The 16,401-nt window shown below is 69.1% G+C and carries 13 protein-coding genes and 2 pseudogenes; 5 read left to right on the top strand and 10 right to left on the bottom strand.

Features of this window, described 5'->3' with window-relative positions:
• Positions 1–208 precede the first annotated feature (208 nt).
• Positions 209–580, bottom strand: coding sequence for an NADPH-dependent F420 reductase (locus tag OIE67_RS20195; RefSeq protein WP_326642558.1), 372 nt, complete (start codon positions 578–580; stop codon positions 209–211).
• 102 nt (positions 581–682) lie between these two features.
• Between OIE67_RS20195 and OIE67_RS20200 the strand changes: the two genes are divergently transcribed.
• Positions 683–1,699 carry an AraC family transcriptional regulator gene (locus tag OIE67_RS20200; protein ID WP_326642560.1) on the top strand — a complete coding sequence of 339 codons (1,017 nt, stop codon included), beginning with the start codon at positions 683–685 and terminating at the stop codon, positions 1,697–1,699.
• A 59-nt stretch (positions 1,700–1,758) separates the two neighbouring features.
• On the opposite strand, the gene OIE67_RS20205 is transcribed toward OIE67_RS20200, so the two are convergent.
• From OIE67_RS20205 to OIE67_RS20240, 8 genes and pseudogenes are all read right to left on the bottom strand, one after another.
• Positions 1,759–1,950, bottom strand: coding sequence for a hypothetical protein (locus tag OIE67_RS20205; protein ID WP_326642561.1), 192 nt, complete (start codon positions 1,948–1,950; stop codon positions 1,759–1,761).
• A gap of 249 nt (positions 1,951–2,199) precedes the next feature.
• Positions 2,200–2,652: pseudogene (locus OIE67_RS20210) on the bottom strand (ISAzo13-like element transposase-related protein); the annotation flags it as partial.
• 149 nt (positions 2,653–2,801) lie between these two features.
• Positions 2,802–3,587 carry an oxidoreductase gene (locus tag OIE67_RS20215; RefSeq protein ID WP_326642562.1) on the bottom strand — a complete coding sequence of 262 codons (786 nt, stop codon included), beginning with the start codon at positions 3,585–3,587 and terminating at the stop codon, positions 2,802–2,804.
• Between the two features lie 76 nt (positions 3,588–3,663).
• The gene (locus OIE67_RS20220) at positions 3,664–4,464 is read right to left on the bottom strand and encodes an alpha/beta hydrolase (RefSeq protein WP_326642564.1); all 801 of its coding nucleotides are present in this window, start codon (positions 4,462–4,464) and stop codon (positions 3,664–3,666) included.
• Between the two features lie 10 nt (positions 4,465–4,474).
• A complete protein-coding gene (locus OIE67_RS20225) occupies positions 4,475–5,242 on the bottom strand; it encodes an alpha/beta fold hydrolase (RefSeq protein ID WP_326642566.1) in 768 nt (255 codons plus the stop codon).
• Between the two features lie 84 nt (positions 5,243–5,326).
• Positions 5,327–8,074 (bottom strand): helix-turn-helix transcriptional regulator, encoded by a 2,748-nt coding sequence (locus OIE67_RS20230; RefSeq protein ID WP_326642568.1) that lies wholly within the window; start codon positions 8,072–8,074, stop codon positions 5,327–5,329.
• A 314-nt stretch (positions 8,075–8,388) separates the two neighbouring features.
• Positions 8,389–9,057 (bottom strand): alpha/beta fold hydrolase, encoded by a 669-nt coding sequence (locus OIE67_RS20235; protein WP_326642570.1) that lies wholly within the window; start codon positions 9,055–9,057, stop codon positions 8,389–8,391.
• A gap of 113 nt (positions 9,058–9,170) precedes the next feature.
• Complete coding sequence (locus tag OIE67_RS20240; RefSeq protein WP_326642572.1) at positions 9,171–11,414, bottom strand: helix-turn-helix domain-containing protein; 2,244 nt, start codon at positions 11,412–11,414, stop codon at positions 9,171–9,173.
• Positions 11,415–11,696: 282 nt separating this feature from the next.
• Between OIE67_RS20240 and OIE67_RS20245 the strand changes: the two genes are divergently transcribed.
• The 4 genes from OIE67_RS20245 to OIE67_RS20260 all read left to right on the top strand — a co-directional run bounded on the left by OIE67_RS20245 (position 11,697) and on the right by OIE67_RS20260 (position 15,527).
• On the top strand, positions 11,697–12,737 hold the full coding sequence (locus tag OIE67_RS20245) for an alpha/beta fold hydrolase (RefSeq protein ID WP_326642574.1): 1,041 nt from the start codon (positions 11,697–11,699) through the stop codon (positions 12,735–12,737).
• 26 nt (positions 12,738–12,763) lie between these two features.
• Positions 12,764–13,237 (top strand): cupin domain-containing protein, encoded by a 474-nt coding sequence (locus OIE67_RS20250; protein WP_326642576.1) that lies wholly within the window; start codon positions 12,764–12,766, stop codon positions 13,235–13,237.
• Between the two features lie 140 nt (positions 13,238–13,377).
• Entirely contained in the window at positions 13,378–14,247 is an 870-nt protein-coding gene (locus tag OIE67_RS20255; RefSeq protein ID WP_326642578.1) for an alpha/beta fold hydrolase, read from the top strand.
• A 212-nt stretch (positions 14,248–14,459) separates the two neighbouring features.
• A complete protein-coding gene (locus OIE67_RS20260; protein ID WP_326642581.1) occupies positions 14,460–15,527 on the top strand; it encodes an MBL fold metallo-hydrolase in 1,068 nt (355 codons plus the stop codon).
• A gap of 223 nt (positions 15,528–15,750) precedes the next feature.
• Here OIE67_RS20260 and OIE67_RS55765 read toward each other — a convergent pair.
• Positions 15,751–16,220: pseudogene (locus tag OIE67_RS55765) on the bottom strand (Tn3 family transposase); the annotation flags it as partial.
• Positions 16,221–16,401 lie beyond the last annotated feature (181 nt).

Consider the following 16,401-nt stretch of genomic DNA (forward strand, 5'->3'; position numbering starts at 1 on the left):
CCGCTCCTGCCTCGACGTGGCGCCGTGACGGGGTGAGGGAAGGCAGCCCGTCGAGCGGAAGTCGGCAACCCGATAGCTACCCTGAGTGAGCTTTCCTAACCTTGTGTAGTTGTTCTGATGACACGCCGGGGTTGGGAATCAAGCACGGCGCCCATCCGCGGTGGTGGGCCTCACCCTGATCGGGGGTCGAGGAGGAAGTCCGCAGGAATCAGCGGTAGCGCGCAACGCAGAGGCTATGTCGTGCTGGCCAGGGTGGATGGCGGCTTTTGCCAGGGAGCCTCGGGGTCAGCCAACGTCTCGAGAATGAGTTGCTGGTGTCAATGACCACCTTGCCGGCCAGTTCCGCGGCGGGGACGTCTTGGAGGGCGTACAGCGGCAGGCTCGCCACGATGAGGTCGCCGGCGAGCGCGGCCTGGGCCGGGGTCGCCGCGCGGGCCCGCTCGCCGAGTCCGGCGACCAGATCGGCGAGGGACTCCGGCCCCCGCGAGTTGCTCAGAACCACGTGGTGCCCAGCGCCGATCGCCATTCTCGCAAGGCCGGAGCCGATCTTGCCCGCGCCGATCAATCCGATAGTCGACATGTCTTTCCTCAGTTCTGTATTGCGGTTGTCCACTGCTGGAACGCGCCCGGGATCTGTCCCAGAGGGTTGCCCGGAGATATGAGCGTGGAGATTGAGCCCAGCGTGCTGCTCACGTACTCGATGCTGCACCATCCAAGCGGTACGATCCATAACGTGGAGTCTCCATTTCCTTATGCATCGTCCACTGCGGCGTCCGCATTCGGCTCCAGCGACCCGATCGCCGACGCCATCGGTCTCCTGCGCCCCCGCACCGTGGTCAAAGTCGGCCTTCACGCGGCGGGACCGTGGGCGGTGCGCTTCGAGCCGTATCCGCATGTCAGTCTCGGCGTCGTCGCACGCGGCCAATGCTGGCTCGCCCTCGAAGGACACGAACCAGTGCTGCTGACGGAAGGTGACTTCTACCTCCTGGGCAATCCCCCGCCCTACCTGCTGGCCAGCGAGCTCACCGCGACACCCCGCGCCGCGAAACCACTGTGGGACACCGCCGCGGACGGCGCCGTACGCATCGGGCCCCCAGCCGAGGAGGACACCTACCTGTGCGGAGGACACTTCTCCTTCGACGACACCAACGCCGACATCCTCCTCGATGTCCTGCCGCCACTCGTCCACGTCCACGCCACAGACCCCCGAGGCGAACTTCTCGCACACCTCAGCCACCTGCTGGTCACCGAAGCCGAAACCACCGCACTCGGCAGCTCCCTGGTCCTGGACCACCTCGCACAAGTCCTCTTCGTCCACATGCTGCGCGCCCACGCCGACCAAACCGACCGCCCCACCGGCTGGCTGGGAGCACTCAACAACGACGGCATCGGCGCGGCACTCCGCGCCATGCACGCACACGTCGCACACCGCTGGACACTCAAGGAACTCGCCGACATCAGCCGCATGTCACGCTCGGCATTCGCCGCGACCTTCAAAACCCAGGTCGGAACCCCACCGCTGGAATACCTCATCCAATGGCGCATGAGCCTCGCCCGCGACGCCCTGCGCCGCGGCACCCGATCCATCACCGAACTCGCCTTCGCCACCGGCTACGAATCCGAAAGCGCCTTCAGCACCGCCTTCCGCCGGGTCGTCGGCATCTCGCCCAAGCATTACCGGGACAGCCCGGGCCGGTAGGTGCGCTGATGCCGAGGGTCCGAGTCACCCACCATGCGGCGCTCGGCTGAGCCGCACGATCAGTGCGTGTCCGGGAGGGAAGACGTCCGGCAGCTGGTGATGATCTCGGCCATCGTGGCGCCGAAGTGTTCGCGATCGTGGGTCGGCAGGGGGGAGGTCAGGCGGCTGAGCTCCGCGCCCACCTCCGCGTGGAAGGCCAACGCCGCCTGACGACCGGTGTCGGTCAGTGTCACCTGGTCGTGGAGCTTCACCCTGGAAGGGCGCCGTTCACCCACGGCCGAACAGGATGGTCCCGGTGACGTGGACATGTGGGGTGAGCGGTTCATCGGGCATGGGTTCGCCGTGCCGGCCCACACGCTATTGAGCTGATCATGAACGGTGTTTCCCCTGATTGACGCGATCGTGAGACATCTGCCTCCCGCTCGGACCATCGTTATCTGGGGCGCGTGTTATCGAACGTGGTCGGCGTGGTTCCACCAGATGGCGGTCGTGGCGGCGCTGAAGCGGAACTGGGCGTCTCGATCTGGGTGCTGCGTGCCCTCCAAGGTCTTGCGCGTGCCTTGCATGCTGAAGCCGTTGCGGCGAAGTAACTCGCCGACCGTCGGTGCCGAGACCATGTGGCCCTGCCGGGTGAGCTCGTCGGCCAGGTGCCGCGGCGACTTGGTCGTCCACCGCAGCGGCGACTCTGGATCTCCTCGCTCATCCGGCTCCACCAGGGCCATGAGTGCAGGCATCAGGCCTGGGTCGTGCTCGGTCATTGGCTTGCGCTCACCTCCGGATCGTCGCACGCGATCATCCGGCAAGGCACACAGTCCGCCTTCGAGTTCGAAGACGCCTTTGCGCACGGTGGTACTCCGGCTGCGCGAGCGACAGTTCGTACTCCGCCGTGTCCCAGAAGCCGGCCTCGGTCGCGAGCATCAGCCGCTGCTGCCGTCGTTCAGATGCGGGAGCAACGCCTCGAATTTCCGCGCGCGGTGCGGGACTCCAGGAAACGGTCAACAGCGGCCGCGAGCGTCGAGCCGACCGTCGAGCCGGTCGCGGGGTCGGTCGGCGGGCCGGGAAAGCGACGACGGACACGGGCGATGGGCGACAGGCGGGAGGTTCACAGGGTTTTGGTTAGTCCTCCGTCGATGACGAAATCGGTGCCGGTGACGTTCCCCGCCCGGTCGCTGGAAAGGAGCAGTACCAGGTCAGCGATCTCGTGTGGGTGCGTGAACCTGCCGGTCTCGGCTTGGGCGGCGGTCTGCTTGGCCACCGCTTCCGGGTCGGCCCCGCTTGCCCGGGCAACGGTCGCGGCGACGCCTTCGACTCCGAGCCACAGGTCCGTGGTGACCGGGCCGGGACTGATGGTGTTGACTCGGATGCCGTGGGCCCCGACCTCTTTCGACAGGGCTTTGGAGAAGTTGGTGAGGGCGGCTTTGGCGGCGCTGTAGTCGATCACTGCTGGGTCGGGCAGGAAGGCGTTGACGGAACTGATCGTGATGATGTTGCCGTGCCCGGCCGCGAGCATGGTCGGCAACGCGGCGAGGGTGGTGCGTATCGCCGCCATCAGGTTGAGCGTCAGGCTGTGCAGCCATTGTTCGTCGGTGATGTTCAGGAACCCTGTCAGGCGCGGCGCGAGCGCGCCGACGTTGTTGACCAGGATGTCGAGGCGTCCGTGTGCCAGCGCGGCGGCGATGAGGCGGGCCGGGCCCGCGGTGGTGGCGAGATCGACTTCGATCGCCTGCACACTTCCCCTTCCGCCCAGTTCCTTCAGCTCGGGTGTGCTTCGGCGTGATCCGGCGACAACGTGGACTCCCTCCTCGGCCAGGGCCTGGGTGATGGCCAGTCCGATTCCCTTGCTGGCGCCGGTCACCACCGCGATTTTGCCCTGCAGTTCCAAGTCCATGACATCCCTTTCTGCGGCACAGTCCGCAGCGTTGACCGGTGATCGCGCTCAACGCTGCGGATCGCTTTCAGCTCGTCTACAGGTCGTTCCCCCTGAGCCAGGTCAGGCAGGCGTCGGCCACCTCACGCCAGCCGTGGTCGATGGTCAGGGAGTGGCCGCGGTCGGGGAAGCGCTGGATCTCGGTGACCGCGCTGGAGTCCCGGTACTGCTTGAGCGTCGCTTCGGTGACGGTCTCGGGGACGGTGTGGTCCTTGCCGCCGGCGATCAGCAGCAGCGGTCCCCGGGCGTTGTTGCCGGTGTCGACCTTGGCGGGCGAATGGGGGGAGAAGTTCGCGGCGGCGGCCTCGAACAGCGGCTTGCCGGGCGCGGGGATGGTCCAGCGTTCGTACAACTCGGCGGCTTCCTGAGCCGGGATGGCGTTGCCGAACGCGTAGGTGAACTGGTCGAGGGTGAGGGAGACGGCCCGGTGCTTGTTGGCCGGGTTTTTGAACACCGGCAGGGTCGAACGCAGCGCCGACAGAGGCAGCGGCAGTACCCCCTTGATCTGTGCGGCGTCGATCGCGATCGCGGCTGCGGCCAGATCCTGCCCGAGCAGCTTCTCGGCGATCATGCCGCCGAAGGAGTGGCCGATCAGGATCGGCTTGATGTCCAGAGCGTTGATGATCTCCGTGTAGTGGGCGACGACGTCGTCGATGCCGTGGTCGGCGATGCTGCCGGGGTCTTTTCGGGATAGTTCGACGCTTTCGCCGTCGCCCGGCCAGCCAGGGGCCGTCGCGTCGTAGCCGGCGCTCGTGAACAGCTCGGTCCAGGAGGACCAGGAGGTGGCGTGCAGCCAGAGGCCGTGGATGAAGAGGACGGGAATGGGTGGTGCGGTCATGCGTTGCTCCTCAGGCAGACGGATGGGTGTGCTTGACCGCCTGGGTCGCGGTCGCGGCGGTGCGGATGTGGCCGGCCACGGCTGCCGGTTGCGACAGCGCGATCGCGTGTGAGGCGTCGACCTCGATGGTGTCGGCCCCGGCGCGCTTGGCCATGAAACGCTGGGCGTCGGGATGGATCGCCTGGTCGGCGGTCGCCACGACGTACCAGGACGGCAGGGTCTTCCAGCTCGCGTCGGGAGAGCTGTCCTCGAACGCCGCGGCCGCGATGGGGCGTTGCGCGGCGACCGCCACCGAGGTAAGGCGCTTGGGCAGGTCGGCGGCGAACACCGTGGGGAACTGGTCGTCCCTGAGGTACAGCTCCACGGCCTCCTCACCGTCGCCTGTGCGGAAGACGGACGGTCGCAGGGCCGGGCCCAGCAGGCTGCCGGGGAAGCGGCCCGTGACGTCCAGCACGCTCTCCCCTGCGTCCAGGGCGAAAGCGGTCACGTAGACCAGCCCGACCACGTTGCCCGCCTCGGCTCCGGCCCAGGTGATGACCGCACCGCCGTAGGAGTGACCCACCAGCAGGACCGGACCGTCGATCGCGGCGACCACGCCGGCGAGGTAGGCGGCGTCAGTGGCCAGCCCCCGCAGCGGGTTGGCCACCGCGGTCACCGGGATCCCGAAAGCCTGGAGTTCGGCGATCACGCCCGACCAGCTCGACGCGTCTGCGAAGGCGCCGTGGACCAGGACGACGGTCGGCGTGCTGCCGTTCTTGAAGGATCTCTCTGCTGTCATGGGCTCACCGTAGAAAGCCCCCTGCGCGCTTCGCGAGCGTCACATGACTGTGTCACCGAGCGTCACCCGAGCCGAGCGGTGCGGTCAGACTGATACGCGCAAGGCCGAGCTCAACGCCGATCGCGAGGTGATCCCCAGCTTGGGGAAAATCCTGTAGAGGTGGGAGCTGACGGTTCGATGCGACAGATAGAGCTTCTCGCCGATCTCCCGGTTCGTCAGGCCGTCGGCCGCCATCTGGGCGATCTGGAGTTCCTGTGCGGTCAGCACGTCGCGCGCTTCGCTGCTGCGGCTGCGGCTGCTCTCGCCGGAGGCCCGCAACTCCTGTCGCGCTCGCTCGCTCCAGGGGATCACCCCCAGGGCGTCGAACGTCTCGCGAGCCATGCGCAAGGGTGCCCGCGACTCGGCCGTACGCCGCCGGCGCCGCAGCCATTCACCGTACGCCAGCTGCACCCGAGCCCGTACGAAGGGCCATCGCCGCAGGTCGGCCCCGAGCGCCGCATCGAAGAAGGGCTCCGCCGCGGCCTCATCGGCCAGGACGGCCCGGGCGTAGCGCAGGTCGGCGTGCAAGGGCGGTGACGGCGTGGTGAGCGCCACCGCCTCCAGCTCCGCGATGATGCCGGCCACCGCATGGCCTTGACCGCAGTGCACCGCGGCATCTGCGAGTTCGGCCAGGGAGAAGCAGCGCAGCGCCAGGTGGAAGGCCGGATCGGCGGGGTCGTGCATGCGTCGCAGATGGTCGAAGGCATCGGCGTAACGTCCCTCGCCGAGTGCGGCGAGCCCGCGCGCGAGCTGCACCGTGGCCAGCACGGGACGGGCTCCGACGGGCAGGGCCAGCTGCTCGGCCGACGCCGCGAGGCTCTCCACGCGATCCTGCTCGCCGCGTAGCGCGGCGAGCACCGCGCCCGAGGCCTGAGCGATGGCGTGCATCAGCGGCTGGGACGTCTCGTGCGCCAGCCGGGCGGCCTCCTCGGCCGCGGGGATGGCTACGCTCAGGTCGGCCAGCCGGGCCGCGCTCCATGCCTGTGCCCCGAGGTCTCGTGCCAGGAGGCTGAGCCGGCCCTGCGCGCGCAGGGCCGGCAGCGACGCGGCGCAGAATTCCTCCGACAGGTCGAAGGCCCCCACCATCAACGCCGAGCTGCCGAGCAGGCGGGCCGCCAGCCGGTCGCCGGTCGGGTGGGCGGCCAGATGGCGTAATCGCTCGATCACGACCTTGCCACGCTCGATCGGAGCCGCGAACGCCAGGACCGTCAGCAGCCGTCCGTCCAGGTCGTCGACGGGCAGGCTCTCGGCCACGGTGACGACCCGTTGCCGCGACCGGTGGTCGGCATGAGCCCAGAAACATCGCAAGGACGCACTGGACAGGAGCTTCAGCGCGAGATCGACGTCCCCCTGTGCCGCCATCGTCTCGGCGAGGTCGGCCAGTGAGTGCGCTGCCGCGCTGTCGTCACGGATGCCGTCCTCGAAGCTCTCGCGGATCCACACGATACGGGCCCGCTGCTGGGCCGACAGCTGCACCTGCTCGCCTTCGGCAAGCAGCCGCTCGACGATGTCGCGCCGCCCCATCTCGGCCGCGTACTCGGCGGCCCGCACCAGCCGTTCACACCGGTGAGCGGGGTTCGCGCTGAGCCTGACCGCGTGCTCCAGCGCCGCGACGGCCGACAATAGGTCGCCCCGGCGTCGCGCGCTTTTGGCCGCGGCCTCCAGCTCGGCGGCGATGCTCTCATCCGGCCTCGGGGTGGATGCCGCGCGGTGCCAGAGGCGACGGTCCGGCCGGCCGGTCAGGACGTCGGCCAACGCGGCGTGCACCGCGTGCCTCTGGGAGATGCTCGCGCCCTGGTAGATCGCAGAGCGCATGAGCGGGTGCCGGAACGACACTCCGGCCTCGTCCACGTCGACCAGCCGTACGGTGACAGCGGGGGCCAGATCGTCCGCCGTGACCGGTACGCCGGTGATCAGCGCGGTGGCGTCGAGGGTCTCGGACAGGGCGGTGCCGTCGTTGAGCGCGGCCACCAGCAGCATGGTCCGAAGGACCGGCGCCAACCCCGACATGCGGGCGGTGAAGGTCTGTTCCAGCCGGGTGGTCAGCGGGAGCCACCCCGGCGGCAGAGGCCCTTTCCCGTCCTGCGTTTGCGCGGCGATCGGCAGCTCGACCAGGGCCAACGGGTTTCCCGCGGCCTCCCGCAGCAACCAGGTGCGCACCGCCGGTGTCAGAGTGGGGCTGTAGGCGTCCAGCAAGGCGGTCGCGGCGGTGTCGTCGAGCCGATCGAGGAGCAACTCCTGCAGCCCTGCCCCGTCGAGGGGACTCTGGAATCCGTCGCGGATCGCGGCCAGCAGCACGATCGGTTCGGAGTCCAGCCGCCGCGCGACGAACGTGAGCACATCGGCGCTGGCGCGGTCCAGCCAGTGGGCGTCCTCGGCCAGGAGCAGGACGGGCGAGCGGGCGGCGGCTTCGCCCAGGAGGTTCAGCGCCGCCAGGGCGATGAGGAACGGATCCGGCACCCGGGCGTCGGTCAACCCGAACGCCGCTCCCAGCGCGCCGCGCTGCGGGGCGGGCAGTTCCCTGATCTCGCTACGAAGCGGAAGCAGCACCTGATGCAGACCGGCGAAGGGCATGTGCGTCTCTGATTCCACACCCACCGTCCGCAAGATCCGCATGCCATGCGCGGCGGCGATCCCCGCCGTGTCCAGCAGCAGGGCCGACTTCCCGATTCCCGCCTCTCCGCGCACCAGCATTGCCCCGCCGCCCCTGCGGACGCCGTCCACAAAATCACCGAGACGCCGCTGTTCAGGCTCTCGCCCGAAAAGCGCTATTACTTGCTGGTGTGCTGGCATATATGGCGATGATGGCCTGGGCCAGGGGTCCCGTCCAGCGAACCCGCTGCCACGTCTGTTGACAGATCGTTTCTGATCAGGCCGCTGTTGCCCGGTGGCTGAGTCTGCCGGGGCGGTGTTCCTGCGGTCGGATATCGCGCCTTCTTCTGGAACGCGGGTCATGAGGATTCCGGCCTTTCACTGATGCGTTCAGTTCTGCGGGTGCGCGTGTGTTCCTGGGCGGCTCGCAGGCGGCGGTCGCGGCCTGTGCCGCGGTGAGGGTTTCCCAGGTCAGCGGGAAGAACAGGTCCGGCCTCCCCGGGAGGCGGACGTCGTCAGGCGGCGGCCTCGCGAATGAGGTCGGCGACAGCGGCGGGCTGGGAGACGTGGACGGCGTGGCTGCCGATGACCTCGACGACGGTGGCTTCGGCGCGCTCGGCCATCCTGCGCTGGGCTGACGGCGGGATCATCCGGTCCTGGGCCGCGACGAGGTACCAGCTCGGCTTGTGCCGCCAGGCCGGTTCGGTGACTGGCCCGCCGAGGGCGTCCACGCCCCACGGGAGTTGAGAGTCGGCCATGAACGCGGACACCTGGTCGGGCAGGTCGGCGGCGAACGAGGCGGCGAACTTGTCGCGATCGAGAAGGAGGAAGCCCGCCACAGGCGGGCGGGCGGACGGCACCGGCGAACCGGCGATGAGGATGCTGACCGACTCGCCCTTGTCGGGAACGAACGCGGCGATGTACACCAGCGACGCGACGTTCGGGTGGATGCCGGCCTCGGTGATGACGACGCCGCCATAGCAGTGGCCGGCCAGCACGGCGGGGCCGTCGAGGCCGTCCAGGACCCGGCGGGTCACCGCGGCGTCATCGGCCAGCGACCGCGTCGGGTTCTGCACGATGTGCACGCGGAGTCCGTCCCTGGTCAGCTCGTCATAGACGCCCTGCCAGCCGGATCCGTCCACGAAGCCGCCGTGCACGAGCACGATGTTCTTGATGGCGGTCATGGCCGCTCCTGACTGGACGGACAGGCCGAGCGCCTGTCCTGGTGCTCTCCATCCAAGTCGCGCGCACGTGCCCCGGCCACGCAGAACAGGACGCAGAAGTAGCGCGCAAACGCTCAGGGCGCGGCGGCCGCCAGGTCACGGCAGCGGCCGCTCGCCGCGGCGTTGCCGATGGCCTCGTACACCTCGGCCGCCCGTGCGTAGGCATGGCGGCTCTCGCCGATCCGGTTCTCCTCGGACAGGACCGCCGCCAGTGTCTCCAGAGAGCGGGCCTGCGGGACGGCCAGATGGACCTGCTCCATGAGGTCGATCGCCTCGGTCAGCTTGGTGATCGCTTCGGCCCGTCGGCCGAGCAGCCCCAGGCATTCACCGACGCGGGCCAGCGCGATCGGCCGGATGAACGCCACGACGCTCAGTGTCATCCCCGACCGGTCGTCGTTCACCAGGGCCAGCAGTTCGAGGTACTGCTCCAGTGCCTCGGTGTGGCGACCGGCATCGCGAAGGCAGGTGCCGAGGGCGCCGAGACAGTCGCAGTACCGATCCATGTTGCCATCGGCCTTGGACATCTCAGCCGCCTGCATCTCCGACGCGATGGCCTCATCGAGCCGCCCGAGCCGGCGGAGCGCGCCCCCCGCCTGGTGGTGGGCTTGGGCGATCTGCGCTGTGGCGCCACTGCGAGTGGCCAGGTCCATCGCCTGCGCCGCATAGCGCAGGGTGGTCTCCGGGTCATCTCTCGACACCAGGTGGACCCAGGCCAGCTGGTTCAGTTGCATGGCCTGCCGGGCCGCATCACCCAGGGCGGCGGCGGCCTCGGCGCCGCAGGTAAAGACCTCGTGCCAGTGCGGCGCGTGCATCCACCGGTCGGAGAACCTGTTCATCGACTCGGCGCAGTCGAGCACGGCGGCGTACCGGCCGATGTTCGCCCCCTGACGTAACGCGCCCAGCCAGTTGTCCACGTTCACGCGCAGCCAATGATCGGCCTCCTCTGAGGAGGACAGATCAGTGAGGTCGGGATCGGGCCGATCGGGGCGGCCGTATCCAGGCTCGAACCAGCGCCCGGCGGTGGTGGCCATCCGCAGCAACCACGATGTCATCGTCACGATGAGCGCGTCGCGCTCGGCCGCGGCTTCCTCCTCTCGGAGCCGGTCGCGGGCGAACAGCCGGACCAGGTCGTGGAAGCGGTAGCGGCCCGACGTGCTGTCCTGCAGCAGGCCGAGGTCGACGAGCTCGTCGAGGGCGTCCCATGCCCCCTCGACCGGTGTGCCGCCCGCCACGGCGGCCAGAGCGGCGTCGAAGTCCCGGCCCGGCAGCAGGGCGAGCCGGCGGAAGACTCGCCGCGTCGAGTGGGCCAGCTGATCGTAGGACAACCCGAACGCGGTGGCGATCTTGAGATCGCCGGCGCTGAGCTGGTCCAGGCGGCGTTCCTCGTTCGTCAGCCGGGCGGCGAGGTCGGTGGCGCTCCAGCCGGGCCGGCTGGCGAGCCGATTTCCGGCGATCCGGAGCGCGAGCGGCAGACCGCCACATAGCTGCGCGAGCTGCCAGAGGGCTGATCCGCCGTCCGAGTTGCTGTCCGAGCCGCCGCGGTCCTTCAGGATTCCGGCCAGCAGTTCGGTGGCCTCCAGCGAAGGCAAAGGTCCGAGGACGAGTCTGCGCACTCCTTCCAGACCAGCCAGCAGGCGGCGGCTGGTCACCAGGGCCTTGCCCGCGCCTCCACCAGGCAGCAGCGGCCGCACCTGCTCCTCGGAGGCGGCGTTGTCGAGCACGATCAGCACGCGCCGGTCGCGTAGCAGCGACCGGTACAAGGACGCCCGCCCGGCGGCATCGCCCGGGATCTGCTGATCCGCGCTGCCAAGTGCGCGAAGCAACATGCCCAGGGCCTCGTCGACGGGCAAAGGCTGCGCAGACATGCCGAACAGGTCGAGGAAGAACACCCCGTCGGGAAAGCCGGGCCGCAAGGCATGGGCGGCGCGGACGGTCAACGTGGTCTTGCCCAGCCCGGCAGAGCCGGTGATGAGTCCCACGCCCGCGGTGCCCGGCATGTCCCCGGCCTGCACCAGCTCGTTCATCCAGGCCAGTTCGGCGGCTCTGCCGGTGAAGTCGTCGACGGAGCGCGGCAGCTCGCACAGCCCGGTCGGACGGGTCCAGTGGTCGCGCAGGCGACCCTCGCGCGCGAGCTCGACGAGCTGTTCGCGATCAGCGTCGGCCAGGCCGAGGGCGTCGGCCAGCGCGGTGACGGTCCGGTGCTGGGGACCCCTGCTGCGCCCGCGTTCCATGTCCGACAGAGTCCGGGCGCTGACCCCCGAGGCCTCGGCGAGCCGCTCCAGCGTCAGACGTGCCGCGTGTCTATGGCGACGCAGCACCTCCGCGAAGCCGGGTGGAGGGGCGATCGGGTGCTCCTTCTCCGCGATCTGATGGCGATCACCTAAAGCTTACGGCGAAGATCGGCGGCAGCGACCTTAAGTCATCGCTCTTCTGGTGAGGCCCGCCACTGACGGCTTCCGGCCTGGTCGATCGCGGACCGGACGGCATGGGTCCGCCCAGAGCGTTGAGCGTGCCGAACCCGGCCTGCAGTCATGTAGCGCTCGGTGACGCAGTCAAGTGACGCTCGCCCGGAAAGCGAGCCGGTTTCTACGGTTTGCGCCATGAACACAGCGATGCCGGGGCTCCCGGCGAACCGCCTGCGACGTCACGGCGTCGTCATCCCGATCGCGGTGATCGGCATGCTCACCTCCCTCACCCCTGCCGTCTCCGCTCAGGCCGCACCGGCGCCCGTCACAGCCATCGCCTCCGAGACGCCGTCGAAGACAGGCCTTGAGCCGCGCATCCCGGCGGGCTTCCGCGAGAGGAAGGTCCGGGCCGGCGACGTCGCGATCAACTACGTGCGCGGCGGACACGGGCCGACGCTGGTCCTGCTGCACGGATACCCGCAAACCTGGTACACCTGGCGCGAAGTCCTGCCCGAACTCGCCAAGCACTACACCGTCATCGCGCCAGATCTTCGCGGAGCGGGCAAGAGCGACGCACCCGCCGGCGGCTACGACAAGAAGACCCTCGCCGCCGACCTGCACGGGTTGCTGACCGGACTCGGCCTCAACCGGCACATCAGACTCGTGGGACACGACATCGGCACGATGGTCGCCTACGCCTACGCCGCCGCCCATCCCCGCGACGTCGCCAAGCTGGTCCTCAGCGAGGCCCCCATCCCCGACAAGACCCTCTACGACTTCCCCTCCCTCACCGCAGAGGGGCCGGGCTTCTGGAACTTCGGTTTCTTCAGCCTCACCAACGGCCTGCCCGAACGCATGGTGAACGGCAGGGAAGAGCAGTGGGTGGAGCGCTTCGTCGACTCCCTCGAAGTCAAGAAGAACGGCGTCAGCGACAAACAGGTCCGCGAGTACGCCCGCCACCTGCGCGATGACGCTCACCTGCGGGCGAGTTTCGCATGGTTCCGCGCCCTTCCCAAGGACGTCGCCGACAACAGGGCGTACAGCAGGAAGAAGCTCACCATGCCCGTGCTGGCCATCGGCGCCCGCGGCAGCCTCGGCGACGCCGTCCCTGCCCAAGTCCGCCGGTACGCCAGAGACGTGACCGGGATCGTGATCGAGAACTCCGGTCACTGGATCTTCGAGGAACAGCCGGGACAGCTCACTCGCACCCTCCTGCGTTTCCTCAAGAAGAACTGACCCGACACCGATTCAGGAGCAGCCACATGAGCAAGGAACGTCCACCCCATGCCGACGAGACGCAGGCCCCCTTCTGGTTCCTCGGCGGCCGGGCCCAGATCCTGGTGCCGGGCACGGCGACCGGCGGCGCACTGAGCGTGATGGAGTTCACCGACCCCAAGGGCCACGCGCCGCCCCTGCACGTGCACGAGGCAGAGGACGAGATCTGGATCGTGCTCGACGGTAAGATCACCTTCTTCGTCGGGGACGAGCGCCACGACCTGCACGCCGGTGCCGTCGCGCACGGTCCCCGCGGTGTCCCGCACAGCTACCTGGTCCGCTCATCTGACGCCCGCATGGTCGTCGCCTTCGGCCCCGCCGGCATCGAGGACTGGTTCGCCGCCAACAGCTCGCCCATCTCCGACGTGAACGACGTGCCGGCCTCCTTCGACATCGACGCCACCGTCGCCTCGGCCATGGCATACCGCCTGCGCGTGGCGGGGCCTCCGCCGGTGGCCTAGGCGCACCGCTCCCACCACGCCACTTCGCGCCGCGGCCCCTGCCCTGCGCTGCCCGACGGGCGGACGACGTCTTGAGCCTCCCGCTGCCTCGGTGCCTCGGTGCCTCGCTTGACACTTCACCTCTACCAAGGAGATTCGCCATGTCCGCGCACGTGCCCCCACCGGCCTATCCGCTCTCCCGGCCGGGAATCCGGATCCTGCTGCCCGTGACGCTGGCCGTCTTAGCCATGCTCGCCATTCTGATCACGGCTCTTCCCTCGTCGGCCGCCGCCTCCACCGCGGTGAGCCGGCATACAGCCAGACCCACCGTGGTGCTGGTCCACGGTGCCTTCGCCGACGCCTCGAGCTGGAACACCGTCGTCGCCCGGCTCCAAGGGGCCGGCTACCCGGTGATCGCCCCCGCCAACCCCCTGCGCGACCTAGCAGGCGATTCGGCCTACCTGTCGAGCATCGTCTCCAGCATCGACGGACCGGTCATCCTGGTCGGCCACTCCTACGGCGGAGCGGTCATCTCCAACGCCGCCACCGGCCATCCCAACGTGAAAGCGCTGGTCTTCATCGCCGCGTTCGCCCCCGAGGAGGCCGAGTCGGCGCTCGACCTGACCGGCCGGTTCCCCGGCAGCCTGCTACCCACCAGCCTGATCACCCGCCAGTACCCGCTGCCCGGCGGCGGCACCGGAACCGACGCCTACATCGACCCCGCCGCATTCCACGCCGCCTTCGCCGCCGACCTGCCCGCCCACGGCACCGCCCTGATGGCCGCCACCCAGCGCCCGGCCGCCCTGGCCGCGCTCGGCTCCCCGAGCGGAGCACCCGCTTGGAAGACCATCCCCTCCTGGTACCTCGTCGCCGGTGCCGACCAGGCCATCCCGCCCGCAGCCCAGCGGTTCATGGCCAAGCGCGCCGGCGCGCACACCAGCGAAGTCAGGGCCGCCTCACACGTGATCATGATCTCCCGGCCCGACACCACCACCGCTGTCATCACAGCGGCAGCCCGCAGCACCCGCTGATCCCACACGCCACCCGATCGGTCCGGAACACGGCAGGCGCGATCCCCGCGCCTGCCGCGATTCCGGCCTCTCCCCAGACCATCATCCGCGGACCCAGCGGATCCTGACTGGCCAGGACACCGGCTGACCACCCCCACCACCGGACCCGTCGCACCGCTCCGCCCGTCCTACGTTCGCCTGCCAGCCACACCTTCCGAATGGAGACAACCCTCATGGTCCACACCACCGCCCACTCGAGCAGGCGAACCTTCCTCACCCGAGCGACCGCCGCATCGGCGCTACCGCTGGCCGCCGGCCTGCTCGGGATCGGCGACGCGCCGGCATCCGGCGCCCTGCCCGACTACGCGCCCATCCCCGAGGCGTCAAAGGGCCCGGCGCTCAACGACAAGGGTTACTTCGTCGGCCGGATCGACGGCGACCTGTACTGGGTCACCGACTCCTCCTACCAGGCCATGTTCCTGAGCACACGCCAGGGAGTCGTCCTCGTCGACGCGCCACCCACCATCGGGCACAACCTGCTGCGCGCCATCGAGGAGGTCACCCAGGCCAACGGCCGCCCCCGGAAGGTGACGCACCTCATCTACTCCCACTCGCACGCCGACCACATCGGAGCCGCCTCGATCTTCGGCAAGGACGTCATCCGCATCGGACATACCGAGACCGCGAGATTCCTGCGCCGGGACGCCGACCCGAACCGGCCGGCGCCCACACTCACCTTCGACGACCACCACGTCCTGCGAGTCGGCGGCGAGCGTCTCGAACTGGCCTACCACGGCCCCAACCACTCACCCGACAACATCTTCGTCTACGCCCCCAAGCAGGAGACCCTGATGGTGGTCGACGTGCTCTATCCCGGCTGGGTGCCGTTCAAGAACCTCGCCGTCTCCCAGGACATCCCCGGCTGGCTGCGGGCCCACGACACCACTATGAGATACCCGTGGCGCACCCTCGTCGGCGGCCACCTCGGCCGCCTCGGCACCCGCGCCGACGGACACCTGCAACAGCGATACCTGGCCGACCTGCAGACCAGCGTCCGTGACACGGTCTCCAGCCTCGACCCGGCACCTTTCTTCGCCAAGTACGGTCCGGCAGGCAACGCGTGGGCGATCTTCGCCGGCTACCTGAACGCGGTCGCCCAGCAGGCCGCCGCCCCGGTCATCGCCACCTACCTCGGCACGCTGGCCGCCGCCGACGTGTTCACCAAGGACAACGCCTTCGGCCTGCTGGAGTCCATGCGAATCGACACCGGCCTGCTCGGCCCCTTCGGCATCCGTCCCTGACCAACACGCCCGATTGCCGGCGAAGAGCCAGGAGTCGTGGTCCCACGAACACCACCGCACACCGATCAGGAGGACGGCCGCGTTGGACACCGCTTCGTGGGTTGCGTCACCACCGGCACCGCTCGCCTCGCCAGCCGCGCCACACCAGTGACGAATCCATCCCGCCTGCCCAGGCCACGCCCCGCCTCCCGGTACCCCGTACCCCCCGGTGGGCTGTGGAGTCCTACGCCGCCTCGGCCAGGGTGGTGAAGTCGATCTCGGGCAGGTCGGGGTCGAAGTCGTCGGGGCCGCAGCCGCAGCACGTCGGTCGCGTACAGGCCGAACCGGCTGATGTGCGCGGTCAGGCAGGGCGACAGCTGCGCGCGTCCTCGGCGCTGATCTCAGCCCTCCGCCGGCAGCTGGCGCATCACCGCCATCATGTCCAGCGCGGTATGGAAGATCACGCAGTTGGCCAGCAAGGAATTAAATCTGATCATCTTCTCCTGCTCGGCCGGGTCGCTGTCGGCGATGACACCGTCCTTGCCGAACCGCAGCCCAGCCAGAAAAGCAGTTGAACCCCTCGACTTTGTTGGTGACCGCGGTGATGCGCCGCCGCAGCGCCGGGTCGGTCAGGAAGCGAAGCAACGCGACGGTGCGTACGCTGTGGCCGACCTCCCGAAACGCCCGGTAGATCTCGTTCTTGCGCTGGCCCGTGTCCTTACCAGCAGGATGATCGGGAACTACATCGCGCTTCAAATACAGCACTTTTACCAGCGGTTCGTACCGACCTTGAGCCTGCTCATGTGATCGAGCAGCGCTGTGCCGTGGGCAACTAGATTTCGGTCCGCACGTGATCGCCGGCCTTTGACAGGGCGTCCCCTCGTGGCAGCGTCCA

Source organism: Nonomuraea fuscirosea, from assembly GCF_035917475.1.
GTDB classification, from domain to species: domain Bacteria; phylum Actinomycetota; class Actinomycetes; order Streptosporangiales; family Streptosporangiaceae; genus Nonomuraea; species Nonomuraea fuscirosea.

Bases quoted from the DNA above. Each gene is read 5' to 3' on its own strand.
- OIE67_RS20260 (WP_326642581.1), top strand. From the start codon at position 14,460: ATGGTCCACACCACCGCCCACTCGAGCAGGCGAACCTTCCTCACCCGA.
- OIE67_RS20255 (WP_326642578.1), top strand. From the start codon at position 13,378: ATGTCCGCGCACGTGCCCCCACCGGCCTATCCGCTCTCCCGGCCGGGA.
- OIE67_RS20225 (WP_326642566.1), bottom strand. From the start codon at position 5,242: ATGACAGCAGAGAGATCCTTCAAGAACGGCAGCACGCCGACCGTCGTC.
- OIE67_RS20250 (WP_326642576.1), top strand. From the start codon at position 12,764: ATGAGCAAGGAACGTCCACCCCATGCCGACGAGACGCAGGCCCCCTTC.
- OIE67_RS20230 (WP_326642568.1), bottom strand. From the start codon at position 8,074: ATGCCAGCACACCAGCAAGTAATAGCGCTTTTCGGGCGAGAGCCTGAA.
- OIE67_RS20195 (WP_326642558.1), bottom strand. From the start codon at position 580: ATGTCGACTATCGGATTGATCGGCGCGGGCAAGATCGGCTCCGGCCTT.
- OIE67_RS20235 (WP_326642570.1), bottom strand. From the start codon at position 9,057: ATGACCGCCATCAAGAACATCGTGCTCGTGCACGGCGGCTTCGTGGAC.
- OIE67_RS20220 (WP_326642564.1), bottom strand. From the start codon at position 4,464: ATGACCGCACCACCCATTCCCGTCCTCTTCATCCACGGCCTCTGGCTG.
- OIE67_RS20245 (WP_326642574.1), top strand. From the start codon at position 11,697: ATGAACACAGCGATGCCGGGGCTCCCGGCGAACCGCCTGCGACGTCAC.
- OIE67_RS20215 (WP_326642562.1), bottom strand. From the start codon at position 3,587: ATGGACTTGGAACTGCAGGGCAAAATCGCGGTGGTGACCGGCGCCAGC.